A 25,831-nucleotide genomic window follows, 5' to 3' on the forward strand; every position below is an offset into this window, starting at 1 on the left:
GCGAACGGGCGGCCGAAGGAGAATGCATGCCAGGTGATACCAGCAAGGTCGCCGATAAGGACGTCGTCATCATCGGCGCCGGTGCCGCCGGCATTGCCGCTGCCCGCCGCCTGCAGGCACTCCGACCGGATCTTTCCATCCTCCTGCTCGAAGCCGGCGACCGGCTCGGCGGCAGGGCCTGGACGGTCGGGCTGGAGGCTGATGGTGTCGGGCTCGATCTCGGCTGCGGCTGGCTGCACGGCGCGCGGACCAATGCGTGGACGGCGATCGCAGGAGACGTCGGGCTGACGGTCGACCGTACGCCCGCGCCGTGGAACGGTGGGCGTCAGCTTCAGCGGGATGAGGCGGACGTCCGTGCCGCGCAGGAGGCGATCGGCGCCTATTTCGAACGGCTCGAAAACCATGAGGGTAGGGATACCGACATGGCCGGGATGCTAGAGCCCGGTAATCCCTCGAACGGCCAGATCCGGGCGATCGGCACCTATATCACCGGCGCCGAACTGGAGCGCTCTTCGGTCGTCGACTACAAGAGATATGATCCGGGTCCCGGTCCCGATTGGCGGGTGCGCGAGGGCTACGGGACCTTGGTCTCCCTGTATGGCAAGCCGGTTCCGGCAAGGCTCGGCGCCGAAGTCCGGCGCATCGACCATCACCACGCCGGCCGCGTCGGCATCGAGACGAACCAGGGGATGCTCAGCGCTCGCGCGGTGCTCATCACCGTTTCAACGAACGTGCTTGCCGCCGGCCGGATCGCCTTCGACCCTCCCCTACCCGAGAAGACCGAGGCGGCAGCCCGTCTGCCGCTCGGGCTCGCGGACAAGCTCTTCCTGAGCCTCGCGCATCCGGAGGCGCTGCCCGCGGATACGCATATGCTCGGCTCCACCAGCCGCGGTGCGACCGGCACCTATCAGCTCCGCCCGTTCGGCGCCCCCGTCGTCGAGGCTTATTTTGCCGGCGACCTGGCACATGATCTCGAGCGTGAGGGAAAAGAGATCGCCTTTTCCTTCGCCGCTGATGAACTGGCGGCGCATTTCGGCGCTGACATTCGCAAGCAACTGTCTGTGGCAGCGATATCGGCCTGGGCCGCGATGCCCCATATCGGCGGCTCTTATTCCTACGCCGAACCCGGCGCCTCCGATCTGCGCGCCCGTCTCGCCGCGCCGCATGACGGGCGGATCTTCTTTGCCGGCGAAGCCTGTTCGCGCTCGCGTTATTCGACGGCGCACGGCGCCTACGAGACCGGTGTCGCCGCAGCCGAGCTGATCGCCGGCTCGTTTTCGCAAGGCCGGTAACCATCGCCGGGTGCGTCGGCAGGTGGGAATATTTTTTTCTCACTTGTCGCGCGGGCCGGATTGGTTATCTTCCCTCTCGGCCCCTGCGCTGAGAGCGCAGAGCGCTGAACGTCATCCGGCGGCAAGCGACCGCCTCAAGCACGATATTGTCATCGATTGCAGGAGCCCCGGCTTCTACCCCGACGGTTTTGCCGCCGGCTGCGGGCATCCGCATCAGGAGGAAGAAATGGACTATCGCAAGCTCGGTCCCAGCGGGGCCGTCGTCACCGCTTATTGCCTCGGCACCATGACTTTCGGCGCGGAAGCCGACGAGGCAGCATCTCACAAGCTGCTCGACGATTATTTCGCCTGGGGCGGCAATTTCATCGATACCGCCGATGTCTACAGCGCCGGCAAGTCGGAAGAGATCATCGGACGCTGGCTGAAGGCGCGGCCGACCGAGGCCCGCCAAGCGATCGTCGCCACCAAGGGACGGTTTCCGATGGGCGACGGCCCGAACGATATCGGCCTGTCGCGCCGCCATCTCGGCCAGGCTCTCGACGATTCGCTGCGCCGCCTCGGCCTCGAGCAGATCGACCTCTACCAGATGCATGCCTGGGACGCGCTGACGCCGATCGAGGAAACACTGCGCTTTCTCGACGACGCGGTTTCGTCAGGCAAGATCGGCTATTACGGCTTCTCCAACTATGTCGGCTGGCATATCGCCAAGGCTTCGGAGATCGCCAAGGCGCGCGGCTATACGCGCCCGGTGACGCTGCAGCCGCAATATAACCTGCTGGTGCGCGACATCGAGCTCGAAATCGTCGCGGCCTGCCAGGATGCCGGCATGGGCCTGTTGCCGTGGTCGCCGCTCGGCGGCGGCTGGCTGACCGGCAAATATAAGCGCGACGAGATGCCGACCGGCGCCACCCGCCTCGGCGAAAACCCCAATCGCGGCGGTGAATCCTATGCGCCGCGCAATGCGATGGAGCGAACCTGGGCGATCATCGCTGTTGTCGAGGAGATTGCCAAGGCGCATGGCATCAGCATGGCCCAGGTGGCGCTCGCCTGGACGGCGGCGCAGCCGGCGATCACGTCGGTCATCCTCGGCGCCCGCACGCCGGAGCAACTTGCCGACAATCTCGGCGCCATGAAGGTCAAGCTCTCCGATAGTGACATGGCGAGACTCAACGATGTGAGCGCCCCCCAGCCGTTCGACTACCCCTACGGCAAGGGCGGCATCAACCAGCGCCACCGCAAGATCGAGGGCGGCCGCTGAGCTTCCTCTATAACCGGACGAGTCCTGTCTCCCGGTCTGTAACGCCCACGAAAAAGCCGCCATGTTTCCATGGCGGCTTGGCGGCTTTTCTGCTTGGGAGGAGATTTAAGCCGGAAGCTGGAAGAACCAGTTGGCGATCAGGACGATCGCGAGGCCGCCGACGAGTGCCAGATAGGGCAGCATGCCGGCTTTCTTGACGCCTAGATCCTGGCCGATGAGGCCAAGATCCTCCATCGCGCCTGCGGGGAACTTGCCGCCGTCGCGCACATAGTGGCGATAGGCGAAGACCGGCAGGATAAGAGCTGCGAAGATGAAGCCGACCCAGAGCGCATTGGAATAGCCCCAGACCTTGGCGCCGGCGCCGAGGAAGAGCGCGTTGACGAAGGCGAGCACCGTGTTGAGGCCGATCAGCCAGGTCGGCGCCTTCCAGGGGCGTTCGATATGGCCGGAATCCATCCGGTGGATCCAGCCGGAATTGAGGTTCAGGAAGTTGAAGATGATGTAGCCGACATTCGAGACGGCGAGCACGAAGAAGTAGCCGCCGGTATCCGATGCGATCGCCAGAAGGAAGAGATTGAAGGCGAAATCGGTCCACATCGCCCGCGTCGGCGCACCGTTCTCGTTGGCATGGTCGAGATATTTCGGCAGCCAGCCGTCTTTCGCGCCCTGATAAAGCGTGCGCGACGAGCCGGCCATCGCAGTCATGATGGCGAGGAAGAGCGCCATGATCATCAGCACGACGAGTAGCTGGGTAATGACCCGGCCGGCGCCGATCAGGCCGCCGAGCGCTTCGCCGACGCCAGTGCCGTCGACGATGCCGGGAGCCAGCATGCCGGCATGGCCGAGTACGCCCTGGAAGGCGAAGGGCACGAGGAAGAAGAACAGGCAGCAGGCAAGGCCTGAATAGAAGATCGCCTTGAAGGTGTCGGTCTTCGGGTTCCTGAGTTCGCTGGTGTAGCAGACCGCCGTCTCGAAGCCGTAGGTCGACCAGGCGGCGATATAGAGGCCGCCGAGGAAGAGCGTCCACCCGCCGTTGCTCCAGGTGCCGTCGGCGCCGGAATAGCCGGCTGTCGGCGGCACGAGGCCGGTGACGTTGGCCGCAACGATATGGCCGCTGACGATCGGGTAAAGGCCGATGATGAGCAGCGGCACCAGCACGATGATCGCCAGCCATTTCTGCACGCTTGCCGTTTCCGAGATGCCGCGATGCTGGATCGCGAAGATGATCAGCATCAGGATGCCGCCGATGAAGAAAGTGGCATTGATGTTGGCGGTGGCGAGGAAGGGAATGCTGAAGCTGACAAGCGACCAGCTACGGATCGCCGGCGTCAAGGCGGCGACGCCATCGGTGCCGAGCAACGCCTTGACGGCATCTTCCGGCGTCGTGCCGGCATGGGCTGCAATATATTCGGCGACGCGGGGGCTATCGGCCGTGACGGAAGCGGCGTGCGCTGAGATCCAGTCGAGGACCATCTGCGAATCTGCTGCCGGAATCGGGTAGAATGCGTTGAGGATATAACCGGCGGCGATGGCGCAGCCGAGCGAAAGCACGGGCGACCAGGCAAACCAGTTGCACCATACAGACAGCGGCGCGATGAATTTCGAGTAGCGCAGCCAGGCGGTGGCGCCATAGACCGAGGCGCCGCCGGATTTATTGCCGAACATGCCGGCGATCTCGGCATAGGTGAAGGATTGCAGGAAACCCATCACCATCGAGATGATCCAGACGACGAAGGCGAGCTTGCCCGTCGTGCCTGCGATACCGCCAATGGAGAAGAGGACGAGCGGCGGCACGCCCGCAGCCACCCAGAATGCGCCCTTCCAGTCGAGCGCCCGTATAAGCTTACCTTCGGTGCCGGATGCAATTCCGGCCTCCACTACGTCTGTCATCGATGAAATTCCCCATTCTATTTGTTCCGGACGTATCTTTGTACGTCTCCCTGAACGTGTCTCCCTGACAGTCTCAAGCTCGCTCGGATGATTGTGGCGATCCGTGTTCCGACGGATTCCCCGAGTCTCAACTCTTTATGCATAGTGAAGATATTTTCTTTTTAGTCAACATGCCTTTACTTTCCCGAGGCATTTTGTAACCTGTATGGGTGTGTGCCGGAGGGCGCGCCGATCCCCCATGAGGGTAGAATGCGAGAACTACATCCTGCTGTGACGGGCCTGCGGACGGTCGCTCCGAGCCTCGTATATTATCCCGGCATTCCCACCCTGCCGGAGGGAACCGAGCGCTACCGGGCAAAGGGCGGCGGATCGGTCGTTGTGCGTGTCGAGGCGGGCGACAGCGTGAGCGTCATTGACAGCGAGGGTGGGCAGGTCTGCGAAATTTCTTTTCTTGATGAAAAGGGCCGCTTTCTGGCGGCTGGGCTGGGTACTGCTTTCAGCAATTCTGCCGAAGGCCTGAAGGCCATTCTTCAAGCCGAGGACGAAAGTGCTGCCCGCACGCTTGCAGCGCTTCAGCGGCGCGGCGCCGATCTGTCACTGGCGGGCGCGCTCAGCATTTTCGGCGCGGGCTCGACGCCGGGCAGCCAGGCGGATTTCACGATTTCCATGAAGGGCCTGCTGATCGTCGCGGCACCCGCTGCCGCCATGTCGCCGGAGGCGCAGGATACGGCGACGCCGATCGAGGTCAGGATCAAACGCAGCCTGCTGATCCGCGATTACGCCTCCGCGCTGCCGGAGCCGGTCGCTGATCCGATCGAGGATATCCGCATCCGGGCGGCGACTGCCGCAGCATATTTCGTGCGCGCCGGCGAATTCATCCAGATCATCGACGTCTATGGGCGCCAGTGCACCGATTTCCAGGCCTTCGCCGCCCGCAAGGTCGACAAGGGACTCGATCTCGCGCTCGATTCGACGGTCACCCGCACGCTGCTTGGCCGCAGTTATCCCACCCCGGGTCTGCCCTCCAAGGCCTTCGACCGTGACTTCGAGCCGCTGGTCGAGATCGTCCAGGATACGGTCGGCCGTCACGACGCTTTCGCGACCGCCTGCAATTCCCGCTATTACGACGACATGGGTTATCCCGGCCATGTCAACTGCACGGATAATTTCAACGCCGCGCTGGCGCCTTACGGTATTGCCGGCCGCAAGGGCTGGGAAGCGCTGAACTATTTCTACAACACCAATATCGACCACAACAACCAGCTCTATCTCGACGAGCCCTGGTCGCGTCCCGGCGATTACGTGCTGATGCGGGCGCTGACCGATCTCGTCTGCGTTTCCTCGTCCTGCCCTGACGATATCGATGCGGCGAACGGCTGGGATCCGACGGATATCCACGTCCGCACCTTTTCCGGAAAAGAGAAATTCTCACGAGCGGTAGCCTATCGCATGACCCCAGATGCCGAAGCCGAAATGACGCGCGAAACAGCCTTTCATCCCCGCCTCTCGGCGCTGACGCGAGATTACACCGAATATCGCGGCTACTGGCTGCCGAACCGCTTTTCCAGCGAAGGGCCGGTCGAGGAATACTGGGCCTGCCGCGAGCGCGCCGCCGTCATCGATCTCTCGCCTTTGCGGAAGTTCGAGGTGACGGGGCCGGATGCCGAAGAACTTCTGCAATATTGCCTGACGCGCGACGTGCGCAAGCTGTCGACCGGTCAGGTCGTCTATTCCGCCATGTGCTACGAGAACGGCGGCATGATCGATGACGGCACGCTCTTCCGGCTTGGCGACAAGAACTTCCGCTGGATCGGCGGCGATGATTTCAGCGGCGTATGGCTGCGTCAGCAGGCCGAGAAGAAGGGCTTCAAGGCCTGGGTGCGCTCCTCGACCGACCAGATGTACAATATCGCCCTGCAGGGGCCGAAGAGCCGCGATATCCTGAAGGACATTATCTGGACGGCGCCGCGCCAGCCGACGATTGGCGAGCTCGAATGGTTCCGCTTCACCGTCGGCCGCATCGGCGGCTTCGAGGGCGCGCCTGTCGTCGTCTCGCGCACCGGCTACACCGGCGAGCTCGGCTATGAGATCTTCTGCCATCCGAAAGATGCGCTGACGGTATTCGATGCCGTCTGGGAGGCGGGGCAGCCGCATGGGTTGAAGCCGATGGGGCTGGAGGCGCTCGACATGGTCCGCATCGAGGCGGGCCTGATCTTTGCCCATCACGAATTCACCGACCAGACAGACCCGTTCGAGGCCGGCATCGGCTTCACCGTACCGCTGAAATCCAAGCAGGACGATTTCATCGGCCGCGAGGCGCTGATCCGGCGCAAGGAGCATCCGCGCCATCTGCTCGTCGGCCTCGACATCAAAGCGAACGAGGCGGTCGGCCATGGCGACTGCGTCCATATCGGCCGCGCCCAGGTCGGCGTCGTCACCAGTGCCACGCGCTCGCCGATCCTCGGCAAGACGATCGCGCTCGCCCGCATCGACGTGATGCATGCGGCTCCCGGCACCGAAGTTGAAATCGGCAAGCTCGACGGTCATCAGAAGCGCCTGCCGGCGACGATCGTGCCGCTTTCGCATTACGACCCGCAGAAGACACGGCCGCGCTCGTAGCACATGCTTTCGAGATCGGGGGACGGCGATCGGCTCTCGATCTTGTCGATGACGCGCACGGCCGCCGAGGTGCAACCAAATAGAGAAGTGACGGCTGGAAAAAACTAAAAGTTGACAATTGCGGGTTCGATGACTATATCCCGGTTGTCGATATTGCTTGTTTGACTTTTGTTATCGCGCGCTGGCAACGTGCCCTGGACGAACTTCCCTCTTCAAAATCGAGACTATCATCCGTCGTGCTTCCGCACGTGCGGCCCTCAATTGCTATGAAAGGGTTTGTTATGACCACTGGCACAGTTAAATGGTTCAATTCCACCAAGGGCTTCGGCTTCATTCAGCCGGATGACGGCAGCGCTGACGCCTTCGTTCACATCTCTGCCGTCGAGCGCGCCGGCATGCGCGAAATCGTCGAAGGCCAGAAGATCGGCTACGACCTTGAGCGTGACAGCAAGTCGGGCAAAATGTCCGCTTGCAATCTCCAGGCTGCCTGAACTGAAATCTGCTTTCCTTTGACCGCGGATGTACCGGCACTGTCGAAAGCATGATACTATCGAGGTCAGGCAATTTGCCTGGCCTTTTTGTTGCGTCGCTGAGCGGCGCATGAATCCAGGACGGATATGACAGAGTCACATAGCAAATCACGCAAGCAGGCGGAGATTGCCTTCGGAAACGTGCAATCGCAATTCCTGGCGCGGAGCCGTGCGGTTGAAGAGGTCGATCAGACCGTGCGGGCCCGCGAGGAGAAAACCTTGCGGCTACGTGAAGCCCGTGAGGCCAAAGAGTTGCAGGATCGCTTGACGGCGGCTAACGCTCTTGCCGCAAAGCAAAAACACAAGGACTGACCTTCAGGTCGTCGAACGGTCAGGAAACAGATTTGAAAAACGCCAGAAACAACGAGCTTGCCGATCGCCGCAGCGCCGCTGCCGAAGCCAAGGCTGCGCTCCTCAATGCGTATCGCACCGCCAAGGATACGGCCGAACCCACCCGGCTCGCAAAGCAGGCGGAGCGCCAAGCCATTGCCGCAGCCAGGGAAGAGCGGCGTGCGGCGCGTGAACGGGTAAAGCTTGAGGAACTGGAGCGGGCTCAGGCCGAGCAAGCCGAGCGTCAGGCTGCCGCCGAGGCCGCAGCACGCGCCGATGCAGACGCACGCGAAGCGGCTGACAGAGACCGGATCGCCCGGGTAATTGCCGATGAAGCCGCCCGAAAGGCCGAACGCGACCTGCGTTACGCCAATCGCAAAGCCAGAAAGTCCTGACTGTCAGCGCTGCCTGTCGTCACGACAGGCAGCGCTGTCTTTCAAGCGGCCTGCACGGCTGCGTTCAACGGGATTTCGACGTCGATCTCGAGCGTCGAAACATATTCGTTCCGATCGATCGTCACCTGCACCTTGTCGTGGTCGAGCTGTACGTGTTTTGCGATCACCGCAAGGATCTCCTCGCGCAGTAGGGAGACCAGGTCCGATCCGGCAGAGGAGCGCTCATGGGCAAGGAGCACCTGCAGGCGTTCGCGGGCGGCCGGTGCCGTTCGCTGCTTGTTGAAAAGACGAAAAATATTCATGCTGCCCTCCTTCCGAAGATCTTGCCGAAGATGTTCCGCTTTTCCTCGGGGATTACGACCGGCAGAGTCTCGCCGGCGAGCCGGCGAGCGGCATCGAAATAGGCCATCGCAGCCGCGCTGCGGCTCTCTGCCAGCGTGACCGGCGCGCCGATGTTGGATGCGCGCAGCACATCCATGCTTTCCGGCACGATGCCTAGCAGCGGGATGGACAGGATCTCGAGGACGTCGTCGACCTTCAGCATGTCGCCGCGTTCGGCGCGGTTGGCGTCGTAGCGGGTGAGCAGCAGGTGCTTTTCCATCCGCTCGCCGCGTTCGGCCTTGGCGGTCTTGGAATCCAGCAGGCCGATAATGCGGTCGGAATCGCGTACCGAGGAGACCTCAGGATTGGTGACGACGACCGCAACGTCGGCGTGGCGCATGGCAAGCGTTGCGCCGCGTTCGATACCGGCGGGGCTGTCGCAGATGATCCAGTCGAAATAGCGCTTCAGGTCGTTGATGACGCGCTCGACGCCTTCGGCCGTCAGATTGTCCTTGTCGCGGGTTTGCGAGGCCGGCAGCAGGAACAGCGTCTCCAGCCGCTTGTCGCGGATCAGCGCCTGGGTAAGCTTGGCGTCGCCCTGGATGACATTGATCAGGTCGTAGACCACCCTGCGTTCGGCGCCCATCACGAGGTCGAGATTGCGCAGGCCGACATCGAAGTCGACGACGACGACCTTTTCATTGCGTTGCGCCAGCGCCGCTCCCAATGCGGCGGTCGAGGTGGTCTTGCCAACCCCGCCCTTGCCTGACGTGACGACGATCACTTTCCCCATGTTTCTCTCCTTTGCCGTGGCCCGCAGTAATTCAAAGTGTTGCAGCATCCCTAGCGCGTCTGAAGAGACGCGCGGTGCTGTCGTCAGATCAGTTTTTCCGCCATGATCGCGTCGTCTTCGAGCCAGAGCTGAACAGCCTGTCCGCGAAGATTGGAGGCCATGTCTTCTGCCATCTTGTAGATGCCGTCGATTGCAACCAGCTCGGCCTCGAGCTTGCGGCAAAAGATCCGCGCCGATGCGTTTCCGATGGATCCCGCCATGGCTCGGCCGCGCAAGGCGCCATAGATGTGGACGGACCCTCCGGCGATGACCTCGGCTCCCGAGGCGACCGATCCGATGACGGTGACGTCGCCTTCCGGGAAGATCACCGATTGCCCCGAGCGCACGGGTTCCCTGATGACGATCGATTGCATTGCCGGACGGGTCTCCGTCACGATCGATTTGCCGGGCGGATCGACAGGCTCCTTTGCCTGAACCTCGATATCGGAGGTCGACCGGCCGCCTTTGAGTGCCGGCGGCATGCCGGAGCCGAGGATCGACGGACGCGCGCCTTCGATGCCCATGATGCTGACATTGCGCTTGGCAAGTTCGGCAATCAGGTCCTTCAGCTGCGGCCGGTCGATTTGCAGGTCCGTCAGATCGAGCACGACAGGCCGTCCGAGGAAGAACCCGGCCGAACGCGCAGCCAGATCGTCCAGCCTGATCAACCAATCATCGATCGGAAGATCCGGGGATAACATGACCGCGAGGAAAGAGCGGCCCTTGATGCGGATAGAGCGAGCGTCTGTTAGCACTTTGGTCATCTATGTGAAGAAATCGTTGACCATGTCTACCGCCGGCATGGTTAACAAAAGGTTAACGCGGCTCTAATATTACCTATAACGGCATCAGGTTTTTCACGAGCGCTATCGCTTCAAGTCGTTGAAAATACAACATAATTAAAAGATGCGCCGCACGGTTAATAGTGCGGCTTTCGCTCTGAGCCGCAAATCAGCGGCCGCATGGGTAACGCTCAGCCTTCCGCCTTGCGTTGCGCATTGGAAATGGCGCGTGCGGCCTCTTCGGAAGAGTTGGCGAGCGTGCGCATCTCGGCGGCAAGCACGGCAAAGCCCGATCCGGCCGTGCCGGCGCGAGCGGCCTCGATGCCGGCATTGACGGCGAGCAGCTTGAGGTAGCGCAGCGATTGCAGGATCTCGTTGGTCTTCGAGGCGGTGACACGCATATCGGCGGTCTGTTCATCGATTCGCTGGTAGAGTGATTCGATATTGATGATGCTGCCTTCGAGATAGAGAAGCTCACCCTTCTCGTCCCAGATGCCGCCGCCCGTCTCGGTCACCCAGATCAGGTGGCCCATGGCGTGGCGGATACGATATTCCATCGTCCAGTCCGTGCGCTTCTCGAGCGCCTGTCCGACGATCTCGTCCATCTGAGGCACGTCTTCCTCATACATGATCGAGGTGAAGGTCCGCGTCTTGTTGCCGATGATTTCGTCGACGGGATAACCGAAGATGCGCTCGATGCCGTTGGTCATCTCCAGCATCGTGTAGTTTTCATCGGCGCGGCAGCGATAGAGAAAACCGTTCATGCGCCCGAGAATGCTCGTTTGAAAATCCATGAAGGCCACATCCGAAGAGAAGAGTTGCAGATGGATTCATTTAGCGTCGAAAGCCCCAACTGCCGGAAGGGAGGCTGCGAGTGCCCCTCTTCCGGTGGTGCGGGACCCGCGTTGTCAGTTCCGCAGATATTCCTCCATGGAATCATCGAGCGCCTCGACCCAGGGTGTGTGGTGCGTCGGCGACATGTTGCCGGTCATCAGCGAGCGGTAGGCATGGTCGCGGAAGCCCATGATGTTGTGGGCCTTGTGGTGTTCCCACTCCATGAAGGTCTTGTTGGTGCCCTCGATGTCGAAGGAGGGATAATCGGTCTCGGCGAGCAGTTCCTTCACGTAGTCGCCCTGGTACCAGATCATCTGCTCGGCATCTTCGAGCGTCTCCTCGCGGGCGCGCCACATGTCGAAATTGGCCTTCAGCTCCTCTTCCGGCGGCAGGGTGATGCGGCCCATCATCACGTCGCGCGCCCACCAGGCCTGAACGTCGAACATGTTGAAGGTGTAGAACTGGTCCTGCATGCCGATATAGAAGAGCTGCGGGTTCTTGTCGAAGATCACGCCCTTATAGAGGCTGTCGGCCCAGAGGCGGTTGGCCGTCTTCAGCCGGAGATCGTCCGGCAGGAAGGGGAAGTGGTGCTGGTATCCGGTGCAGAGGATCACGGCATCGACCTCCTTGGTCGAGCCGTCGAGGAAATGCGCCGTGCGGTTTTCGAGCTTGGTCAGCAGCGGCCGTTCCTCGAAATTATCAGGCCACTTGAAGCCCATCGGCTTGGAGCGATAGCTCGTCGTCACCGATTTCGCGCCGTATTTCCAGCATTGCGAGCCGATGTCTTCGGCCGAATAGCTGCGGCCGACGAGCAGGATGTCCTTGCCCTTGAACTCAAGCGCGTCGCGGAAGTCGTGGGCATGCAGCACGCGGCCGTTGAAGGTCTTCACGCCCTCGAAGTAAGGCACATTCGGCGTCGAGAAGTGACCTGATGCCACGACCACATAGTCGAACTCCTCGTCATACATCCGGTCCTCGACGCGGTTGTGCGCTGTCACCGTGAATTTCTTCGTCTGATCGTCGAAGCGGACCATGCGCACCGGCGTGCTGAAGCGCACCCACTGGCGGACATTCGCCTTCTCGACGCGGCCCTTGATGTAGTCCCAGAGCACGGCGCGCGGCGGATAGGAGGCGATCGGCTTGCCGAAATGCTCCTCGAAGGAATAATCGGCAAATTCGAGGCATTCCTTCGGGCCGTTCGACCAGAGGTAACGATACATGCTGCCATGGACCGGCTCGCCATATTCGTCGAGCCCGGTGCGCCAGGTATAGTTCCAGAGCCCGCCCCAGTCCGACTGCTTTTCGAAGCAGACGATCTCCGGGATTTCAGCGCCCTTCTGGGCGGCCGATTGAAAGGCGCGCAGCTGCGCCAGCCCGGAAGGACCGGCACCGATGACGGCTACTCTAGTCATGAAGCATTCCCCTCTTGATGATATCGCTTACTCTGGCACATCGCTGCGCCTCAGTCCGGATAGATACCGGGGCTGGTTGGCGCCCCATCGTCATATTTGGAAAACCAGTCGATCGTCGTCTCGCGGAAGCGGGTGAGGCCCTTGTAGTCGATAAGCTCCGGCGGCAGCGTCTTCAGCACGCGTGGGAAGCGCCGCGCCCATTTCGGCACGGTGGCGAGTTCTTCCATGTTCATCAAATAGCAGCGGATGACGAAGAGGATGGCGTTGGAGCGCGGCAGGCGCCAGAGGCTTTGCAGCTCGACGCGCAGATGCACCTTCTCGCCGACATTGTCAGGCGTCACCGTCGTGCGGTCGGGACCCCATTTGTGATAATTCTCAGGGCTGGTGTCGAGCCGCGGATTGATCGTCATCGTCCAGTTGAAGCGCCGTGTCGGCTTGCCCTGCTGCAGGTTCAGAAGGAATTTCAAAGCCCGGTCGAAGACGCCGATCTGGTGGGCGAGCGGCACCGGCCCGTGCCATTCCATGAAGTTCATGCCGATATCGAAATCGAGCGACCAGTCCGCCTGCGTTGTCACCATGCCGGCATCCATCCAGAGATTGCCGTCACGCTGGTCGACGATGCAGAAATCGCCCTGGGCCTGGCGGGTGATATATTCGAAGGGCTCGCAGGGCAGCGTCGAGGCGTCGCCGAAGGTGAAGCTGTCGTCGATGCCGAGCGGGCGGTTGATCCAGCGCCACTGGTCGCCGCTGCGGATCAGTGTGAAGTGGTCGGGGTAACCCGCCGCCTGCTCTTCCATCAGCAGTTCGAGCGTATCCCATTGCGCGCTCATCATGTGCGGCAGAGCCTGATAGCGCAGCGGGTCTTCCTTCAACACCAGCGCGCGATCGCGCATCTCGGCGACATAGTGCTCGTCGACATCGATCAGGTTTTCGTAAACGGTGTCCGCCCGGCCGCGCACATGCGGCTCCATGTTGACGGAATACATGTATTCGTCGCGGTCGAAGGGAAACGGGAAGCGACGGATGTTCCCGGGGCTGTTCCGATAGCTGAAATCGTCCCGGAACGTTTCCTGCTTGAAGGCGATTGCCATGTCCGGTCTCCTTTTTACCGTCAAAGATCGAGATGCAGCGTGTTTCCCTCGAAACGGGAAACGCATATCATCACCTTGCGGCCGGATGCTTTTTCTTCGCTGGTCAGATAGACGTCATTGTGCAGCAGCTTGCCGTCGCAGGTGACGACCCCGGTCTCGCATTGACCGCAGGCCCCGCCACGACAGAGGAAGGGGGCGTCGACACCCGCCGCCTCGATCGCCTCGAGCATGCTTTCGTGATGGCCGACCTTCACGGTCTTGCCGGACCGTAGCAGCTCGATCGCGAAGGGTTTGCCGGGCAGCGACGACAGGAACCGTTCCGAATGCAGGTTCTGCTCCGGCCAGCCGGCATTCAGCCCCGTCTTCAGCACGCCGTCGATCATGCCTGTGGGGCCGCAGACATAAAGATGCGTGCCGAGCGGCTGGCTGTCGAGCAGCCGTGTCAGAGGAATGGCGCCGCCTTCGGAGTCACAATAGATCTTGATGCGATGCGGACCGTAGCGCTCCAGCAGTTCCCGCCAGTAGGCGCCGCGGTCCCGCGTGCGGATGGCGTAATGCAGTTCGAAATTGGCGCCTTCGCGGGAAAACTGCTCCATCATCGCAATGAAGGGCGTAATGCCGATGCCGCCGGCAATCAGAAGATGTTTGCGTCCGCGCCAGTCCGGTTGGAACAGGTTGACGGGATAGCTGACCTTCAGCTCGTCGCCTTCGCTGACCTTCTCATGCATGAAGGTGGAGCCGCCGCGCGAATCCTCGACGTGCAGCACGCTGATCTCATAGGCGGCGCAATCATGCGGCGGCGACATCAGCGAATAGGCGTTGCGGCGCATATGGCCGCCATCGTTCATCGAGACGATGACATGGGCGCCGCCGGAGAAATAAGGCATCGGCTTGCCGTCCAGCCGCTCGAAGCGGAAGCGCTTGACACGCTCGGCGATCGGGGTGATCCGCGCCACGCGGACGGGAATTTCTGTACCACCGCTCAAAGGAACAACTCCTCCGGATTGGGCGCGCTGCCAGGCTCTTCCGCATCGATATTGACGCCCTGGAAGGCGGCGAGCCGGCGCGAATAATGGTCACGCACGAGAAGCGTCAGCCCGCAATGGCTGCAGGCAAAGGGGCTGGCGGTGACGTCGTCGGTGATGCCCTTGCAATGGACACATTGCACGCGCCTGGCCAGCGAGCCGCGATGCTCGGTGATGATGGAGGCGTGGTCCATGCCGTATTCGAGCGCCACGAGCATCGCCTGACCGATGAAGCCTTCCGTGCCGGATATATAAAGCCGCGTGCCCATATGGGCGGTGGCGAGCGCCCCCTTCAATCGAAAGAGCAGCGTTGCGATCGTCGGGGCCGTGAAGAACATGTCGGCACCGAGATGGCGCAGCGCCTCGTCCAGGCCGGACCCTTGGGAGCCGCGAGCGACATAGAGGATCTCGCTGCGGGAAAGGGCTGCCTCGTCAAGTGCTGCCCGCTGGTCGAGGAGAGCCTTGGCGCCCTCCCCTTCGAGCGCGAAAATGTGCCGCCGGGCGTGCGGCTGGATGGTCAGGCCCTTGTAGACTGGTCGGCTCTTGATGCCTGCAACGAGCATTCGCGTGCTCCTTAACCTACGGCAGTCCTCTTCTTCTTCTCCGGATCGTCGAACGGGAGCGTATGGGCGGTGGCGGTCGCCTTGACGGTCTTGCCGCGCACTTCGAGTTTCGCCCCGTGCACCGCCTTGTCAACATCGAGACGGGCGATCGCCATGGATTTCTTCGTCAGCGACGAATAGCTCGGGCAGGTGATGACACCGACTTTCTTGCCGTTGGCAAAGACCTCATCGCCGAGATCGGTCGGGCCGTCGGCATCGATCAGCATGCCGAAGATCTTGAAGCGTTCCTTGCCCTTCAGGCGGGCATGCTCTTCGGCGCCACGGAAACCCGTCTTGCCCGGGCTGACGGTGAAGTCGAGGCCGAGTTCCCAGAGGCTGTCGCCGGGCGGCTGGTCGGCGAAGGGGTACATCTGCGAATTGTCGTAGGGATAGAACAGCAGGTAGCTTTCGACGCGCAGCATGTCGAGAACGGAGAAGCAGCAGGGGATGATGCCCATCTCCTTGCCTTCCAAGACGATCCGGTCCCAGACCATGGCGGCGTCCTGGCCGCGCACGAAGATTTCGTAGCCGCGCTCGCCGGTATAGCCGGTGCGCGAGATCATCACCGGCGCGCCGAACAGCGTCGTCTGCATGTGATGGAAATATTTGAGGTCGCGGATGCCGGGCACATATTTGGCGAGGTAATCGACCGCGATCGGGCCTTGCAGCGACAGGTCGTGCAGGTCGTCGTCGAAGAGCACGGCGCAGTTTCGGCCCGCCGCCTGCTTGACGAGTTCCTCGTGGCCGGAGCCGGAGCCGTGTACCAGCATCCAGGAGTTCGGGCCTGTGCGATAGACGATGCAGTCGTCGGTGAAGTGGCCGCGATCGTTCAACATGGCCGCATAAACCGAGCGGCCGGGATAGATCTTCGACATGTCGCGGGTGGTGATATAGTCGAGCACGGCAATGGCGTGCGGGCCGACCAGATGCACCTTCTTCAGGCCCGAGACATCCATGATGCCGGCCTTGGTGCGGACCGCGACATGTTCTTCCGACATGTCCTTGTCGTAGGTCCAGGCGGTTCCCATGCCGCTCCAGTCCTCAAGCTTCGATCCCAGAGCGCGATGCCGATCCGCCAAGGCGGAGAAACGCCATGATAGAGCCATTTCCGTTCCCTCTTATTTCTTCTACGGAATATTTATTTCCTGACTATATAAGTCTTTCGCGCCGTGGCAAGCCCGTCCGGCGGCATTCCAATCAAAACTTCGGCGGCACCTCACCTGCGGTGCGGTGGGCGGCAATGACGGTGTTGGCCATCAGCATGGCGATGGTCATCGGCCCGACACCGCCGGGAACCGGGGTGATGGTGCTGGCGACCTCAGAGACCTCGGCGAAGGCGACGTCGCCGACCAGCCGGGTCTTGCCCTCGCCCCGCTCGGGTGCCGCCACACGGTTGATGCCGACATCAATGACCGTCGCACCCGGCTTGACCCAATCGGCTTTCACCATCTCCGGCCGGCCGACGGCAGCCACCAGAATATCGGCATTGCGGCAGACCTCGGCGAGGTTCTTGGTCCTGGAGTGAGCGATTGTCACCGTCGCATTGGCATTGAGCAGCAGCTGCGCCATCGGCTTGCCAAACAGGTTGGAGCGGCCGATGACGACGGCGTTGAGCCCGGAGAGATCCTCGCCATGGGTGTGGCGGACAAAGACCATGGCGCCGGCCGGGGTGCAGGACACCAGCCCGGTCTTCAGATCGCCGGTGGCAAGCTTGCCGGCATTGACGACGCTCAGGCCATCGACATCCTTTTCCGGCAGGATCGACTGGATGATCGGCTCGCTGTCGAGCGGCTTCGGCAGCGGCAGCTGCACCAGGATGCCGTGGATCGACGGATCGGCGTTGAGGCTGGCGACGAGGGCTGCCAGTTCCTCCTGCTTCGTCTCGGCCGGCAGCGTGTGCTGGACCGATTTGAAGCCACATTCCTTGGCCATCCGGCTCTTGGAGCCGACATAGGCATGGCTTGCCGGATCATCGCCGACGATGATGACCGCAAGACCGGTGGTGACGCCGCTGCTTTTCTCCAGTGCCGCCGTCGCAGCCTTCACCGTCTCGATTACGGATGCGGCAACAAGCTTGCCGTCGATGACCTCAACCATCTCTCAACCCATGCGTTCGGATGCGTAGCTTCCCGGGCTTGCCGGAAAGACGACGGTGCGATTGCCGTTGATGAAGGTGCGGTGGTGGATATGGGCGTGGATGGCGCGAGCCAGCACCTGGCTTTCGACGTCGCGGCCGATCGAGACATAGTCGTCGGGCGACTGCGCATGGGTGATGCGCGCCGTGTCCTGCTCGATGATCGGGCCTTCGTCGAGATCGGCGGTGACGTAATGCGCCGTCGCCCCGATCAGCTTCACGCCGCGGCCGTAGGCCTGCTTGTAGGGATTGGCGCCCTTGAAGCTCGGCAGGAAGGAATGGTGGATGTTGATGATCTTGCCCGACATTTTCTGGCACATCTCGTCCGACAGGATCTGCATGTAGCGGGCAAGCACGATCAACTCGGTGCCGGTCTGCTCGGCCACCTCCATGATCCGGGCCTCGGCCTGTACCTTGTTGGCCTTGGTGACGGGAATATGGTGGAAGGGGATGTCGTGGTTGACGACGACCTTCTGGTAGTCGAAATGGTTGGAGACGACGCCGACGATATCGATCGGCAGGGCGCCGATCTTCCAGCGATAGAGCAGGTCGTTGAGGCAATGGCCGAAGCGCGACACCATCAGCAGCACCTTCATGCGCTTCTCGCTGTCGTGGAATTCGTACTCCATCGCGAAGGGCGCGGCGACGGCGGCAAAATCGGCGCCGATCTCGGCGCCCGAAAGCCCCTCTTCCGAAATGAAGCTGACACGCATGAAGAACTTGCCGGTATCGAGATCGTCGAACTGCGAGCTGTCGATGATGTTGCAGCCCTTCTCGGCCAGATAGCTCGAAATCGCCGCCACGATGCCGCGCGTCGATGTGCAGGATACGGTCAGTACGAAGCTCTTCATGCTGTCTCTTCTTTCGCCGATTCTGATGTGGAAAACCCGGTCACGCCGGGAGCTTTCCGCCCCGGCATGTCGGTTGTTGTCGAAGCCATCGGCCCGGCTGCTCAGATATCGAGCGTGCTGTCGCGTTCCCATTGGGTGAAATGCGAGCAGTAGGCGTTCCATTCCCGATGCTTGAGCTTGAGATAGGCGGCGGAAAACTCAGCCCCGATCGCCTCTTTCAAGCCTTCGTCGGCATCATAGGCGCGCAGCGCGTCGAGCAGATTGAGCGGCAGGCGCGGTGCATCCTTCACCAGATGCCCCTCGGCATACATGTCGATATCGTAGTGCCGGCCGGGGTCCGCCTGGCTGTGGATGCCGTCGAGGCCGGCCGCAATGATGATCGCCTGCAGCAGGTAGGGGTTGACCGCACCATCCGGCAGGCGCAGCTCGAAACGGCCCGGTCCCGGCACACGCACCATGTGGGTGCGGTTGTTGCCCGTCCAGGTGACGGTGTTCGGCGACCAGGTCGCGCCCGATGTCGTGCGCGGCGCGTTGATGCGCTTGTAGGAGTTGACCGTCGGATTGGTGATCGCGGCAAGCGCGGAGGCATGCTTCATGATGCCGCCGAGGAAGGTCTTACCCTGAGCGGAGAGCCCGAAGGGCATTTCCTTGTCCGCGAAGGCGTTTACCTTGCCTTCGATGTCCCAGACCGAGATGTGGGCATGGCAACCGTTTCCGGTCAGGCCCTTGAAGGGCTTCGGCATGAAAGTGGCGCGAAGGCCGTGCTTTTCGGCGACCGACTTGACCATGAATTTGAAGAAGGAGTGCTTGTCCGCCGTCTTCAGAACGTCGTCATATTCCCAGTTCATCTCGAACTGGCCGTTCGCATCCTCATGGTCGTTCTGATAGGGCTTCCAGCCGAGCTCAAGCATGTAGTCGCAAATCTCGGCGATCACGTCGTACCGCCGCATCACCGCCTGCTGATCGTAGCAGGGCTTCTCGGCCGTATCGAACTGGTCCGAAATCACCGAACCGTCAGCAGAGATGAGAAAGAACTCGGGCTCGACGCCGGTTTTTACCCGCAGCCCTTCTTTCGCAGCTTCGGCGACCAGTCGTTTCAGCACCACGCGCGGCGCCTGTTCGACAGGCCGGTCGTCCATGACGCAGTCGGCCGCGACCCATGCGACGTCTTTCTTCCAGGGTAGCTGGATGACGGAGGAAGCATCGGGAACCGCAAACAGGTCCGGATGGGCGGGCGTCAGATCGAGCCAGGTCGCGAAGCCCGCAAAGCCTGCGCCATCTTTCTGCATGTCCGCGATGGCTTCTGCCGGGACCAGCTTGGCGCGTTGGCCGCCGAACAGGTCGGTATAGCTGATCATGAAATATTTGATGCCTTTGTCTCTGGCAAAAGCAGCAAGGTCCAGTGTCATTTTCGTTCCCCTTTGGATTTCTTGGAGACACTTTGGTTATGGATATGAAACGGCCGGGACTTTTGCCCGGCCGGTAGAAATCAGAAGCCTCCCTTGCCGGGAATCCAGTTGGTGCCGGCGAGCGGCACCTGCGCCATGGCCGATGCCTCGATCGTCAGTGCGACGAGGTCTTCCGGCTCAAGGTTGTGCAGGTGGTTCTTGCCGCAGGCACGCGCGATCGTCTGTGCCTCGAGCGTCATGACCTTGAGGTAGTTGGCGAGGCGGCGGCCGGCCGCAACCGGATCAAGACGTTTTGCAAGCTCCGGATCCTGGGTAGTGATGCCGGCCGGATCCTTGCCTTCATGCCAATCGTCATAAGCGCCGGCGGTGGTGCCGAGCTTCTGATATTCCTCTTCCCAGTGCGGATCGTTGTCGCCGATCGCGACGAGCGCCGCCGTGCCGATCGCGACCGCGTCGGCGCCGAGCGCAAGCGCCTTGGCAACGTCGGCGCCCGAGCGGATGCCGCCCGAAACGATGAGCTGCACCTTTCGATGCATGCCGAGATCCTGCAGCGCCTGGACGGCCGGACGAATGCAGGCGAGCGTCGGCATGCCGACATTTTCGATGAAGACGTCCTGCGTCGCCGCCGTGCCGCCCTGCATGCCGTCGAGAACGACGACGTCAGCACCTGCTTTCACCGCAAGAGCGGTGTCGTAATATGGACGCGCACCGCCGACCTTGACGTAGATCGGCTTTTCCCAGTCGGTGATCTCGCGCAGTTCCATGATCTTGATTTCCAGATCGTCGGGGCCGGTCCAATCAGGATGGCGGCAGGCTGAGCGTTGGTCGATGCCCTTTGGCAGGTTGCGCATATTGGCAACGCGGTCGGAGATCTTCTGGCCGAGCAGCATGCCGCCGCCGCCGGGCTTGGCGCCCTGGCCGACCACGACTTCGATTGCATCGGCACGGCGCAGGTCTTTCGGATTCATGCCGTAGCGGGAAGGCAGATATTGGTAGACCAGCGTTTGCGAATGGCCGCGTTCCTCATCCGTCATGCCGCCATCGCCTGTCGTGGTCGACGTGCCCGCGATCGTCGCACCCCGGCCGAGCGCTTCCTTGGCATTGCCGGAAAGCGCGCCGAAGCTCATGCCGGCGATGGTGATCGGCGTCTTCAGCGTGATCGGTTTCTTGGCAAAACGTGAGCCGAGCACCACTGTCGTGTCGCACTTCTCGCGGTAGCCTTCGAGCGGATAACGCGAGATCGAGGCGCCGAGAAACAGCAGATCGTCGAAATGCGGAACCTTGCGCTTGGTGCCGGCGCCGCGGATGTCATAGATACCGGTCGCGGCCGCGCGGCGGATTTCGGCGAGCGTATAGTCATCGAACGTCGCGGACTTGCGTGGCGGGGTGTAAGGGTTGTGATAGCTCATGGGTGTCCCTCGCCTCAATACGCGTCGGCGTTGTCGATGTTGAAATTGTAGAGCTTGCGAGCAGAGCCGTAACGCTTGAACTCTTCGGGCCTGACGCCCGTGACCCCAGCGCGCTCGAGCAGCTCGGCAAGCTTGTCCAGATGTTCCGGCCGCATCTCTTTCTCGATGCAGTCGGAGCCGAGGCTCTTCACCTCGCCGCGGACGAACAGCTTGGCCTCGTAGAGCGAATCCCCCAGCGCATCGCCAGCGTCACCCAGCACGACGAGATGGCCGGACTGGCCCATGAAGGCCGACATGTGGCCGATGCTGCCATGAACGACGATGTCGATGCCCTTCATCGAAATGCCGCAGCGCGACGCCGCATTGCCCTTGATGACGAGCAGGCCGCCTCGGCCGGTGGCGCCGGCATACTGGCTGGCGTCGCCCTCGATGACGACGGTACCGGACATCATGTTTTCGGCAACACCCGGACCGGCCGAACCATGAACCGTCACCCTGCCGCCGTCATTCATGCCGGCGCAGTAATAGCCGACCGATCCTCTGACGGCGACCGTAACGGGGCTGTTGATACCAACGGCAACGGCATGGCTGCCGCGCGGGTTGATGACTTCGAATTCAGTGTCGTTGGCGCCTTTGGAAAGGGCATGCAGCGCGCTGTTCAGTTCGCGAAGAGGGGTGTTGGAAAGATCGAATGTGGGCATTTAATCCTCGTTGGTCGGGAGACGGCTGAGCCGCCTCCTGCTTTTCCGGCATCGCTCAGGCGGCCTTGTCGTGATCCCAGAAGTAGACGGTCGCCGGCTCCGGCTCCCAGACGCGGGCATTCTCGATGCCGGGAAGGTTGACCAGCGCGCGGTATTCCGAACCGAAGGCGACATACTGGTCCGTCTCGGCCATGACGGCAGGCTTGCAAGCGATCGGGTCGCGCACCACCCCGAAGCCGGACTTGGTACCGACAACGAAGGTGAAGAAACCGTCGAGATCGTCGAGGGCGCCCGTCAGCGCCTGGCCGAGATCCTTGCCTTTGGCCATTTCGGCCGTGAGATAGGCGGCCGCGACTTCGGAATCGTTCTGCGTTTCGAAGGTCATGCCTTCGCGTATCAGCTCGCGGCGCAGGTTGTTGTGGTTGGACAGCGAGCCATTGTGCACGAGGCACTGGTCGGCGCCGGTCGAAAACGGGTGGGCGCCGAGCGTGGTGACGGCGGATTCGGTTGCCATGCGGGTATGGCCGATGCCGTGGGTGCCGCTCATCGAGCGGACGCCGAACCGTGCCACGACATCCTTTGGAAGGCCGATTTCCTTGTAGATTTCGACGCTTTCGCCCGATCCCATCAGGCGGACTGCCGGACGGATCTCTTCGAGCGCCTTGCGCACATTTTCAAGCTTGGAGGCTTCCAGCTCGATGACCGCGTGCGTGCTCTTGGCCCATACGTGGGCTCTGATGCCGGCCTTCTCGAGGTCAGCCGCGAGGCCTTCGAAATCCACGCCCGGATTGGCGGACTGGATAGTGATCTTTGCCTTGCCCTCGGCAGACCCCCCATAGATTGCGATGCCGGCCGAGTCCGGTCCGCGATCCGTCATGGTTATCAGCATATCCGAGAGCAGGTTTCCCAGCTGGGGCTCAAGGCTCTTGTCCTTGAGGAACAGTCCAACAATGCCGCACATAGCCGCGCTCCTTTCGTGTTGAGAAAGGACTAGCAGGTCTGTTTGTCGACATCAACTGGGAGGAATAAACTTTTCTTCTAAGGCAAGTCAGCCCTTGGAGCTCTGCTGGGGATAACTGATGATCGAGAGGTACTTGCTCGGCAGCTTCATCAGCTGCTCCGGCCCATGTGGCGCATCGGCGTCGAAGAACAGGCTGTCGCCGGGCTGCATCTGGAAAAGCTGGTCGCCGTGGCGGTAAATAACCTCGCCCTCGAGCATGTAGAGAAACTCCATTCCCTCGTGCTGGAAGGTGGGGAAGATGTCGGAATCGGCCGTCAGCGTGATGAGATAGGGCTCGACGATGACGCCGCTGGTATTGTTGTCGATATGACCGAGCAGATTATATTGATGGCCGGCGCGCGTGCCGCGCCGTTCGAGTTCGACCCCCTGCCCCGCCTTGACGAAGACGGCATTGCGCGCTTCCTCAAAGCGGCGGAAGAAGGCCGTCAGCGGCACGCCGAGCGCCCGCGACAGCGATTGCAGCGTCGTCAGCGACGGCGAAATATTGCCGTTCTCGATCTTCGACAGCATGCCGAGCGAAATGCCGGTCGCGGCCGCCAGATCGGTCACCGTGATGCCGAGCTTCTTCCGGTAGGCGCGCACCTCATGGCCGATCGCCATTTCGAGGTTGTTTTCCTTCGGCTCCCGGACGGCGTGCGGATCCTGGGAAAAGGGCGAGCGTCCGCCATGTGGCTGTTCGGCTTGCTCTGCCGCTTGAAGCTTTGATTTCATCGATTCCCCTGCCGCCTTGTCTTGCCCAGCGGCAATCCTATCGTGATAGTGAAATTTCCTCAACCGTGAAGAAAACCTAATCCCGCCGCGCGTCACGCGGAGCGATGCCGTAGATGCTGCGGAACATGCGGGAAAAGTGGCTGAGGCTGGAAAAACCGGTAGCGACCGAGATTTCCGAGACGGAAAGCGGGCTCTGCTTCAGCAGGCGATGGGCGTGCTGCAGCCTGATCCTGCGGTACTGATCGAGATAGGTGGTACCGAGATGCACCGAGAAGAGCCGGTCGAGATGCCGGGTGGTGACGCCCGCGATGCGCGCCATGGCGGCGCGCTCGAGCGGCATCTCGATCGTTTCCTCCATGCGTTCGAGAACGTTGAGCAGGCCGGGATGGTGGACGCCATAACGCTCGGCCAGCGAGGCGCGCTGCGGCGCTGCAGGCTCGTTGACCTCGGTATGAAGGTACCAATCGCTGACCCGGCGGGCGAAGTCCGGTCCCAGGCGCTCGGCGATCAGCACATGCATCATGTCGAGCGGGGCGATGCCGCCGCCGCAGGTGATCCGGTTGCCATCGATCATGAAGCGCGCCTGGCGCGGCGTGAGCTCTGGAAAGGCTTCGAGAAGGGTCGCCGCATGTTCCCAGTGGATGGTGAAGTCGCGGCCGCCAAGCAGTCCGGCGGCGGCCATCAGATAGGGACCGCCCGAGATGCCGCCGATCCTGACACCTTCGCGCGACAGCTGCCGCAAGCAGGCGAGCACGCCGGGATATCGCCAGTCGCGCGGTGAACCGCCGGCGCAGACGAACGCCGTTCCGAGCCCTGAGCCCCTGACGGGGAGAGGTTCGGCGGGGACGCTGACGCCCGAGGAGGAGAGCGCCGGCGCGCCATCCGGCGAGAAGATCTGCAGCCGATAGATCTCGCGGCCGGCCAGAAGATTTGCAGCCCGCAGCGGCTCCGTCGCCGAGGCATAGGACATCAGCGCAAATCCCGGGATAAGGATGAAGCCGATCGTCTGCACATTTTTGCTGTCAATCGATGACATGTCTCTTTCTTAGCTATTTTAGTCCCTGTTGTGCAAGTCCGCTCGCGTCATTCTGGCATCATGGCCCTGTTCATTCCGGGTGACCCATGCGCTATTCCGCTCTTTCGATTTTTTTGAACGGCCTTCGCGGCAATAAAGATTGGGCGCCTGCCTGGCGCGATCCGGCGCCGAAGCCACACTACGACGTCATCATTGTCGGCGGCGGCGGTCACGGTCTTGCCACGGCCTATTATCTTGCCAAGGAATTCGGCATCACCAATGTCGCCGTCCTCGAAAAGGGTTATCTCGGTTCCGGCAATATCGGCCGGAACACGACGATCATCCGCTCGAATTACCTGCTGCCTGGCAACAATCCCTTCTACGAGCTGTCGATGAAGCTCTGGGAGGGGCTGGAGCAGGATTTCAATTTCAACGCCATGGTCTCGCAGCGCGGCGTGCTCAACCTCTTCCATTCCGACGCGCAACGTGACGCCTATACGCGCCGCGGCAACGCCATGCGGCTGCACGGCGTTGATGCCGAGCTTCTCGATCGGCAGGCGGTGCGCCGGAAATTGCCCTTCCTCGATTTCGACAATGCCCGTTTCCCCGTGATGGGCGGCCTGCTCCACCCGCGCGGCGGCACGGTGCGCCACGATGCGGTCGCCTGGGGATATGCCCGCGGCGCAGACAGCCGCGGCGTCGATATCATCACCAATTGCGAAGTCACCGGCATCCGCACCGAAAACGGCGAGGTCACCGGGGTCGAGACCAGCAGGGGCTTCATCGGCTGCGGCAAACTGGCGCTTGCGGCGGCCGGCAACTCCACCGTCGTCGCCGATATGGCCGGCCTGCGGCTGCCGATCGAAAGCCATGTGCTGCAGGCCTTCGTCTCCGAAGGGCTGAAGCCGTTCATCGACACGGTCGTCACTTTCGGCGCCGGGCATTTCTACGTGTCCCAGTCGGACAAGGGCGGCCTCGTCTTTGGCGGCGATATCGATGGCTACAATTCCTATGCCCAGCGCGGCAATCTCGCCTCGGTCGAGCATGTGGCCGAAGCCGGGCTCGCGATGATCCCATCATTGTCGCGCGTTCGTTATCTGCGCTCCTGGGGCGGCGTCATGGACATGAGCATGGACGGCTCGCCGATCATCGACCGAACCCATATCGACAATCTCTATCTTAATACTGGCTGGTGCTACGGCGGCTTCAAGGCGACGCCTGCCTCCGGCTTCTGCTACGCCCATCTGATCGCCCGCAACACGCCGCATCAGACTGCCCGCGCCTTCCGGCTCGACCGCTTCGCGCGCGGCTATCCGATCGACGAAAAGGGCGTCGGCGCCCAGCCCAATCTGCACTGAGGACATTTA

25 protein-coding genes are annotated in these 25,831 nt (G+C 61.9%); 7 read left to right on the top strand and 18 right to left on the bottom strand.

The features are described from left to right. The first annotated feature begins 26 nt into the window (after positions 1-26). Both EFB14_RS08175 and EFB14_RS08180 read left to right on the top strand, forming a co-directional pair. Positions 27-1,292 (top strand): flavin monoamine oxidase family protein, encoded by a 1,266-nt coding sequence (locus tag EFB14_RS08175; protein ID WP_126824386.1) that lies wholly within the window; start codon positions 27-29, stop codon positions 1,290-1,292. A 226-nt stretch (positions 1,293-1,518) separates the two neighbouring features. Then, positions 1,519-2,550, top strand: a complete 1,032-nt coding sequence (locus tag EFB14_RS08180) for an aldo/keto reductase (RefSeq protein ID WP_126824388.1) — start codon at positions 1,519-1,521, stop codon at positions 2,548-2,550. Positions 2,551-2,655: 105 nt separating this feature from the next. Here the strand turns inward: EFB14_RS08180 and EFB14_RS08185 are convergent, their stop codons facing one another. Next, entirely contained in the window at positions 2,656-4,440 is a 1,785-nt protein-coding gene (locus EFB14_RS08185) for a trimethylamine N-oxide permease (protein ID WP_126824391.1), read from the bottom strand. A 249-nt stretch (positions 4,441-4,689) separates the two neighbouring features. On the opposite strand from EFB14_RS08185, the gene EFB14_RS08190 reads away from it, so the two are divergent. The 4 genes from EFB14_RS08190 to EFB14_RS08205 all read left to right on the top strand — a co-directional run bounded on the left by EFB14_RS08190 (position 4,690) and on the right by EFB14_RS08205 (position 8,314). Beyond that, positions 4,690-7,059: a trimethylamine N-oxide demethylase gene (locus EFB14_RS08190; RefSeq protein WP_126824394.1), complete on the top strand. Its 2,370-nt coding sequence runs from the start codon at positions 4,690-4,692 to the stop codon at positions 7,057-7,059. Between the two features lie 281 nt (positions 7,060-7,340). Next, positions 7,341-7,550, top strand: coding sequence for a cold-shock protein (locus EFB14_RS08195; protein WP_125845529.1), 210 nt, complete (start codon positions 7,341-7,343; stop codon positions 7,548-7,550). A gap of 126 nt (positions 7,551-7,676) precedes the next feature. Then, positions 7,677-7,901 carry a hypothetical protein gene (locus EFB14_RS08200; protein ID WP_125845528.1) on the top strand — a complete coding sequence of 75 codons (225 nt, stop codon included), beginning with the start codon at positions 7,677-7,679 and terminating at the stop codon, positions 7,899-7,901. A gap of 32 nt (positions 7,902-7,933) precedes the next feature. Next, entirely contained in the window at positions 7,934-8,314 is a 381-nt protein-coding gene (locus EFB14_RS08205; RefSeq protein WP_126824397.1) for a DUF6481 family protein, read from the top strand. Between the two features lie 41 nt (positions 8,315-8,355). On the opposite strand, the gene minE is transcribed toward EFB14_RS08205, so the two are convergent. The 17 genes from minE to EFB14_RS08290 all read right to left on the bottom strand — a co-directional run bounded on the left by minE (position 8,356) and on the right by EFB14_RS08290 (position 24,485). Beyond that, positions 8,356-8,616 (bottom strand): cell division topological specificity factor MinE, encoded by a 261-nt coding sequence (gene minE, locus EFB14_RS08210; RefSeq protein WP_003574994.1) that lies wholly within the window; start codon positions 8,614-8,616, stop codon positions 8,356-8,358. Then, positions 8,613-9,428, bottom strand: a complete 816-nt coding sequence (gene minD / locus EFB14_RS08215) for a septum site-determining protein MinD (protein ID WP_125845526.1) — start codon at positions 9,426-9,428, stop codon at positions 8,613-8,615. The genes minE and minD overlap by 4 nt, the downstream gene beginning before the upstream one ends. A gap of 83 nt (positions 9,429-9,511) precedes the next feature. After that, positions 9,512-10,231 (bottom strand): septum site-determining protein MinC, encoded by a 720-nt coding sequence (gene minC / locus EFB14_RS08220; protein WP_125845525.1) that lies wholly within the window; start codon positions 10,229-10,231, stop codon positions 9,512-9,514. A gap of 209 nt (positions 10,232-10,440) precedes the next feature. Continuing rightward, on the bottom strand, positions 10,441-11,043 hold the full coding sequence (locus EFB14_RS08225; RefSeq protein WP_126824400.1) for a methyl-accepting chemotaxis protein: 603 nt from the start codon (positions 11,041-11,043) through the stop codon (positions 10,441-10,443). Positions 11,044-11,157: 114 nt separating this feature from the next. Next, positions 11,158-12,495 carry an NAD(P)-binding domain-containing protein gene (locus EFB14_RS08230; RefSeq protein WP_126824404.1) on the bottom strand — a complete coding sequence of 446 codons (1,338 nt, stop codon included), beginning with the start codon at positions 12,493-12,495 and terminating at the stop codon, positions 11,158-11,160. A gap of 50 nt (positions 12,496-12,545) precedes the next feature. Beyond that, the gene (locus EFB14_RS08235; RefSeq protein WP_126824407.1) at positions 12,546-13,586 is read right to left on the bottom strand and encodes a heme-dependent oxidative N-demethylase family protein; all 1,041 of its coding nucleotides are present in this window, start codon (positions 13,584-13,586) and stop codon (positions 12,546-12,548) included. Between the two features lie 20 nt (positions 13,587-13,606). After that, a complete protein-coding gene (locus tag EFB14_RS08240) occupies positions 13,607-14,572 on the bottom strand; it encodes a PDR/VanB family oxidoreductase (RefSeq protein WP_126824410.1) in 966 nt (321 codons plus the stop codon). Further along, positions 14,569-15,174, bottom strand: a complete 606-nt coding sequence (locus EFB14_RS08245; RefSeq protein WP_126824413.1) for a dimethylamine monooxygenase subunit DmmA family protein — start codon at positions 15,172-15,174, stop codon at positions 14,569-14,571. Before EFB14_RS08245 ends, EFB14_RS08240 begins: the two co-directional genes overlap by 4 nt. Before the next feature lie 11 nt (positions 15,175-15,185). After that, a complete protein-coding gene (locus EFB14_RS08250; protein ID WP_126824416.1) occupies positions 15,186-16,319 on the bottom strand; it encodes an aminomethyl transferase family protein in 1,134 nt (377 codons plus the stop codon). 91 nt (positions 16,320-16,410) lie between these two features. After that, entirely contained in the window at positions 16,411-17,310 is a 900-nt protein-coding gene (gene folD, locus EFB14_RS08255) for a bifunctional methylenetetrahydrofolate dehydrogenase/methenyltetrahydrofolate cyclohydrolase FolD (RefSeq protein WP_126824420.1), read from the bottom strand. A 3-nt stretch (positions 17,311-17,313) separates the two neighbouring features. Next, complete coding sequence (gene purU, locus EFB14_RS08260; RefSeq protein ID WP_126824423.1) at positions 17,314-18,198, bottom strand: formyltetrahydrofolate deformylase; 885 nt, start codon at positions 18,196-18,198, stop codon at positions 17,314-17,316. Positions 18,199-18,299: 101 nt separating this feature from the next. Then, positions 18,300-19,607 (bottom strand): type III glutamate--ammonia ligase, encoded by a 1,308-nt coding sequence (gene glnT / locus EFB14_RS08265; RefSeq protein WP_126823566.1) that lies wholly within the window; start codon positions 19,605-19,607, stop codon positions 18,300-18,302. An 80-nt stretch (positions 19,608-19,687) separates the two neighbouring features. Continuing rightward, positions 19,688-21,016, bottom strand: coding sequence for an FMN-binding glutamate synthase family protein (locus EFB14_RS08270; RefSeq protein WP_088683612.1), 1,329 nt, complete (start codon positions 21,014-21,016; stop codon positions 19,688-19,690). Between the two features lie 14 nt (positions 21,017-21,030). After that, on the bottom strand, positions 21,031-21,717 hold the full coding sequence (locus EFB14_RS08275) for a GltB/FmdC/FwdC-like GXGXG domain-containing protein (RefSeq protein ID WP_126823568.1): 687 nt from the start codon (positions 21,715-21,717) through the stop codon (positions 21,031-21,033). A 55-nt stretch (positions 21,718-21,772) separates the two neighbouring features. Next, positions 21,773-22,678 (bottom strand): class II glutamine amidotransferase, encoded by a 906-nt coding sequence (locus EFB14_RS08280; RefSeq protein WP_126823570.1) that lies wholly within the window; start codon positions 22,676-22,678, stop codon positions 21,773-21,775. Positions 22,679-22,765: 87 nt separating this feature from the next. Further along, the gene (locus tag EFB14_RS08285) at positions 22,766-23,449 is read right to left on the bottom strand and encodes a helix-turn-helix domain-containing protein (protein WP_126823572.1); all 684 of its coding nucleotides are present in this window, start codon (positions 23,447-23,449) and stop codon (positions 22,766-22,768) included. Positions 23,450-23,525: 76 nt separating this feature from the next. Next, positions 23,526-24,485, bottom strand: coding sequence for a GlxA family transcriptional regulator (locus EFB14_RS08290; protein ID WP_126823574.1), 960 nt, complete (start codon positions 24,483-24,485; stop codon positions 23,526-23,528). A gap of 86 nt (positions 24,486-24,571) precedes the next feature. On the opposite strand from EFB14_RS08290, the gene EFB14_RS08295 reads away from it, so the two are divergent. Beyond that, positions 24,572-25,822 (top strand): sarcosine oxidase subunit beta family protein, encoded by a 1,251-nt coding sequence (locus tag EFB14_RS08295; RefSeq protein WP_126823576.1) that lies wholly within the window; start codon positions 24,572-24,574, stop codon positions 25,820-25,822. The last annotated feature ends 9 nt before the right edge of the window (positions 25,823-25,831 follow it).

The organism is Rhizobium fabae (genome assembly GCF_003985135.1).
In the GTDB taxonomy this organism is placed as follows: Bacteria; Pseudomonadota; Alphaproteobacteria; order Rhizobiales; family Rhizobiaceae; genus Rhizobium; species Rhizobium pisi.

What these genes read in the sequence shown, in the direction of transcription:
- EFB14_RS08285 (WP_126823572.1), bottom strand. Translation starts at nt 23,449, where the DNA reads ATGAAATCAAAGCTTCAAGCGGCAGAGCAAGCCGAACAGCCACATGGC.
- EFB14_RS08230 (WP_126824404.1), bottom strand. Translation starts at nt 12,495, where the DNA reads ATGACTAGAGTAGCCGTCATCGGTGCCGGTCCTTCCGGGCTGGCGCAG.
- minC (WP_125845525.1), bottom strand. Translation starts at nt 10,231, where the DNA reads ATGACCAAAGTGCTAACAGACGCTCGCTCTATCCGCATCAAGGGCCGC.
- EFB14_RS08235 (WP_126824407.1), bottom strand. Translation starts at nt 13,586, where the DNA reads ATGGCAATCGCCTTCAAGCAGGAAACGTTCCGGGACGATTTCAGCTAT.
- minD (WP_125845526.1), bottom strand. Translation starts at nt 9,428, where the DNA reads ATGGGGAAAGTGATCGTCGTCACGTCAGGCAAGGGCGGGGTTGGCAAG.
- EFB14_RS08225 (WP_126824400.1), bottom strand. Translation starts at nt 11,043, where the DNA reads ATGGATTTTCAAACGAGCATTCTCGGGCGCATGAACGGTTTTCTCTAT.
- EFB14_RS08190 (WP_126824394.1), top strand. Translation starts at nt 4,690, where the DNA reads ATGCGAGAACTACATCCTGCTGTGACGGGCCTGCGGACGGTCGCTCCG.
- EFB14_RS08195 (WP_125845529.1), top strand. Translation starts at nt 7,341, where the DNA reads ATGACCACTGGCACAGTTAAATGGTTCAATTCCACCAAGGGCTTCGGC.
- minE (WP_003574994.1), bottom strand. Translation starts at nt 8,616, where the DNA reads ATGAATATTTTTCGTCTTTTCAACAAGCAGCGAACGGCACCGGCCGCC.
- EFB14_RS08275 (WP_126823568.1), bottom strand. Translation starts at nt 21,717, where the DNA reads ATGCCCACATTCGATCTTTCCAACACCCCTCTTCGCGAACTGAACAGC.
- EFB14_RS08180 (WP_126824388.1), top strand. Translation starts at nt 1,519, where the DNA reads ATGGACTATCGCAAGCTCGGTCCCAGCGGGGCCGTCGTCACCGCTTAT.
- EFB14_RS08290 (WP_126823574.1), bottom strand. Translation starts at nt 24,485, where the DNA reads ATGTCATCGATTGACAGCAAAAATGTGCAGACGATCGGCTTCATCCTT.
- EFB14_RS08200 (WP_125845528.1), top strand. Translation starts at nt 7,677, where the DNA reads ATGACAGAGTCACATAGCAAATCACGCAAGCAGGCGGAGATTGCCTTC.
- EFB14_RS08250 (WP_126824416.1), bottom strand. Translation starts at nt 16,319, where the DNA reads ATGGCTCTATCATGGCGTTTCTCCGCCTTGGCGGATCGGCATCGCGCT.
- folD (WP_126824420.1), bottom strand. Translation starts at nt 17,310, where the DNA reads ATGGTTGAGGTCATCGACGGCAAGCTTGTTGCCGCATCCGTAATCGAG.
- EFB14_RS08185 (WP_126824391.1), bottom strand. Translation starts at nt 4,440, where the DNA reads ATGACAGACGTAGTGGAGGCCGGAATTGCATCCGGCACCGAAGGTAAG.
- EFB14_RS08175 (WP_126824386.1), top strand. Translation starts at nt 27, where the DNA reads ATGCCAGGTGATACCAGCAAGGTCGCCGATAAGGACGTCGTCATCATC.
- glnT (WP_126823566.1), bottom strand. Translation starts at nt 19,607, where the DNA reads ATGACACTGGACCTTGCTGCTTTTGCCAGAGACAAAGGCATCAAATAT.
- purU (WP_126824423.1), bottom strand. Translation starts at nt 18,198, where the DNA reads ATGAAGAGCTTCGTACTGACCGTATCCTGCACATCGACGCGCGGCATC.
- EFB14_RS08270 (WP_088683612.1), bottom strand. Translation starts at nt 21,016, where the DNA reads ATGAGCTATCACAACCCTTACACCCCGCCACGCAAGTCCGCGACGTTC.
- EFB14_RS08280 (WP_126823570.1), bottom strand. Translation starts at nt 22,678, where the DNA reads ATGTGCGGCATTGTTGGACTGTTCCTCAAGGACAAGAGCCTTGAGCCC.
- EFB14_RS08295 (WP_126823576.1), top strand. Translation starts at nt 24,572, where the DNA reads ATGCGCTATTCCGCTCTTTCGATTTTTTTGAACGGCCTTCGCGGCAAT.
- EFB14_RS08245 (WP_126824413.1), bottom strand. Translation starts at nt 15,174, where the DNA reads ATGCTCGTTGCAGGCATCAAGAGCCGACCAGTCTACAAGGGCCTGACC.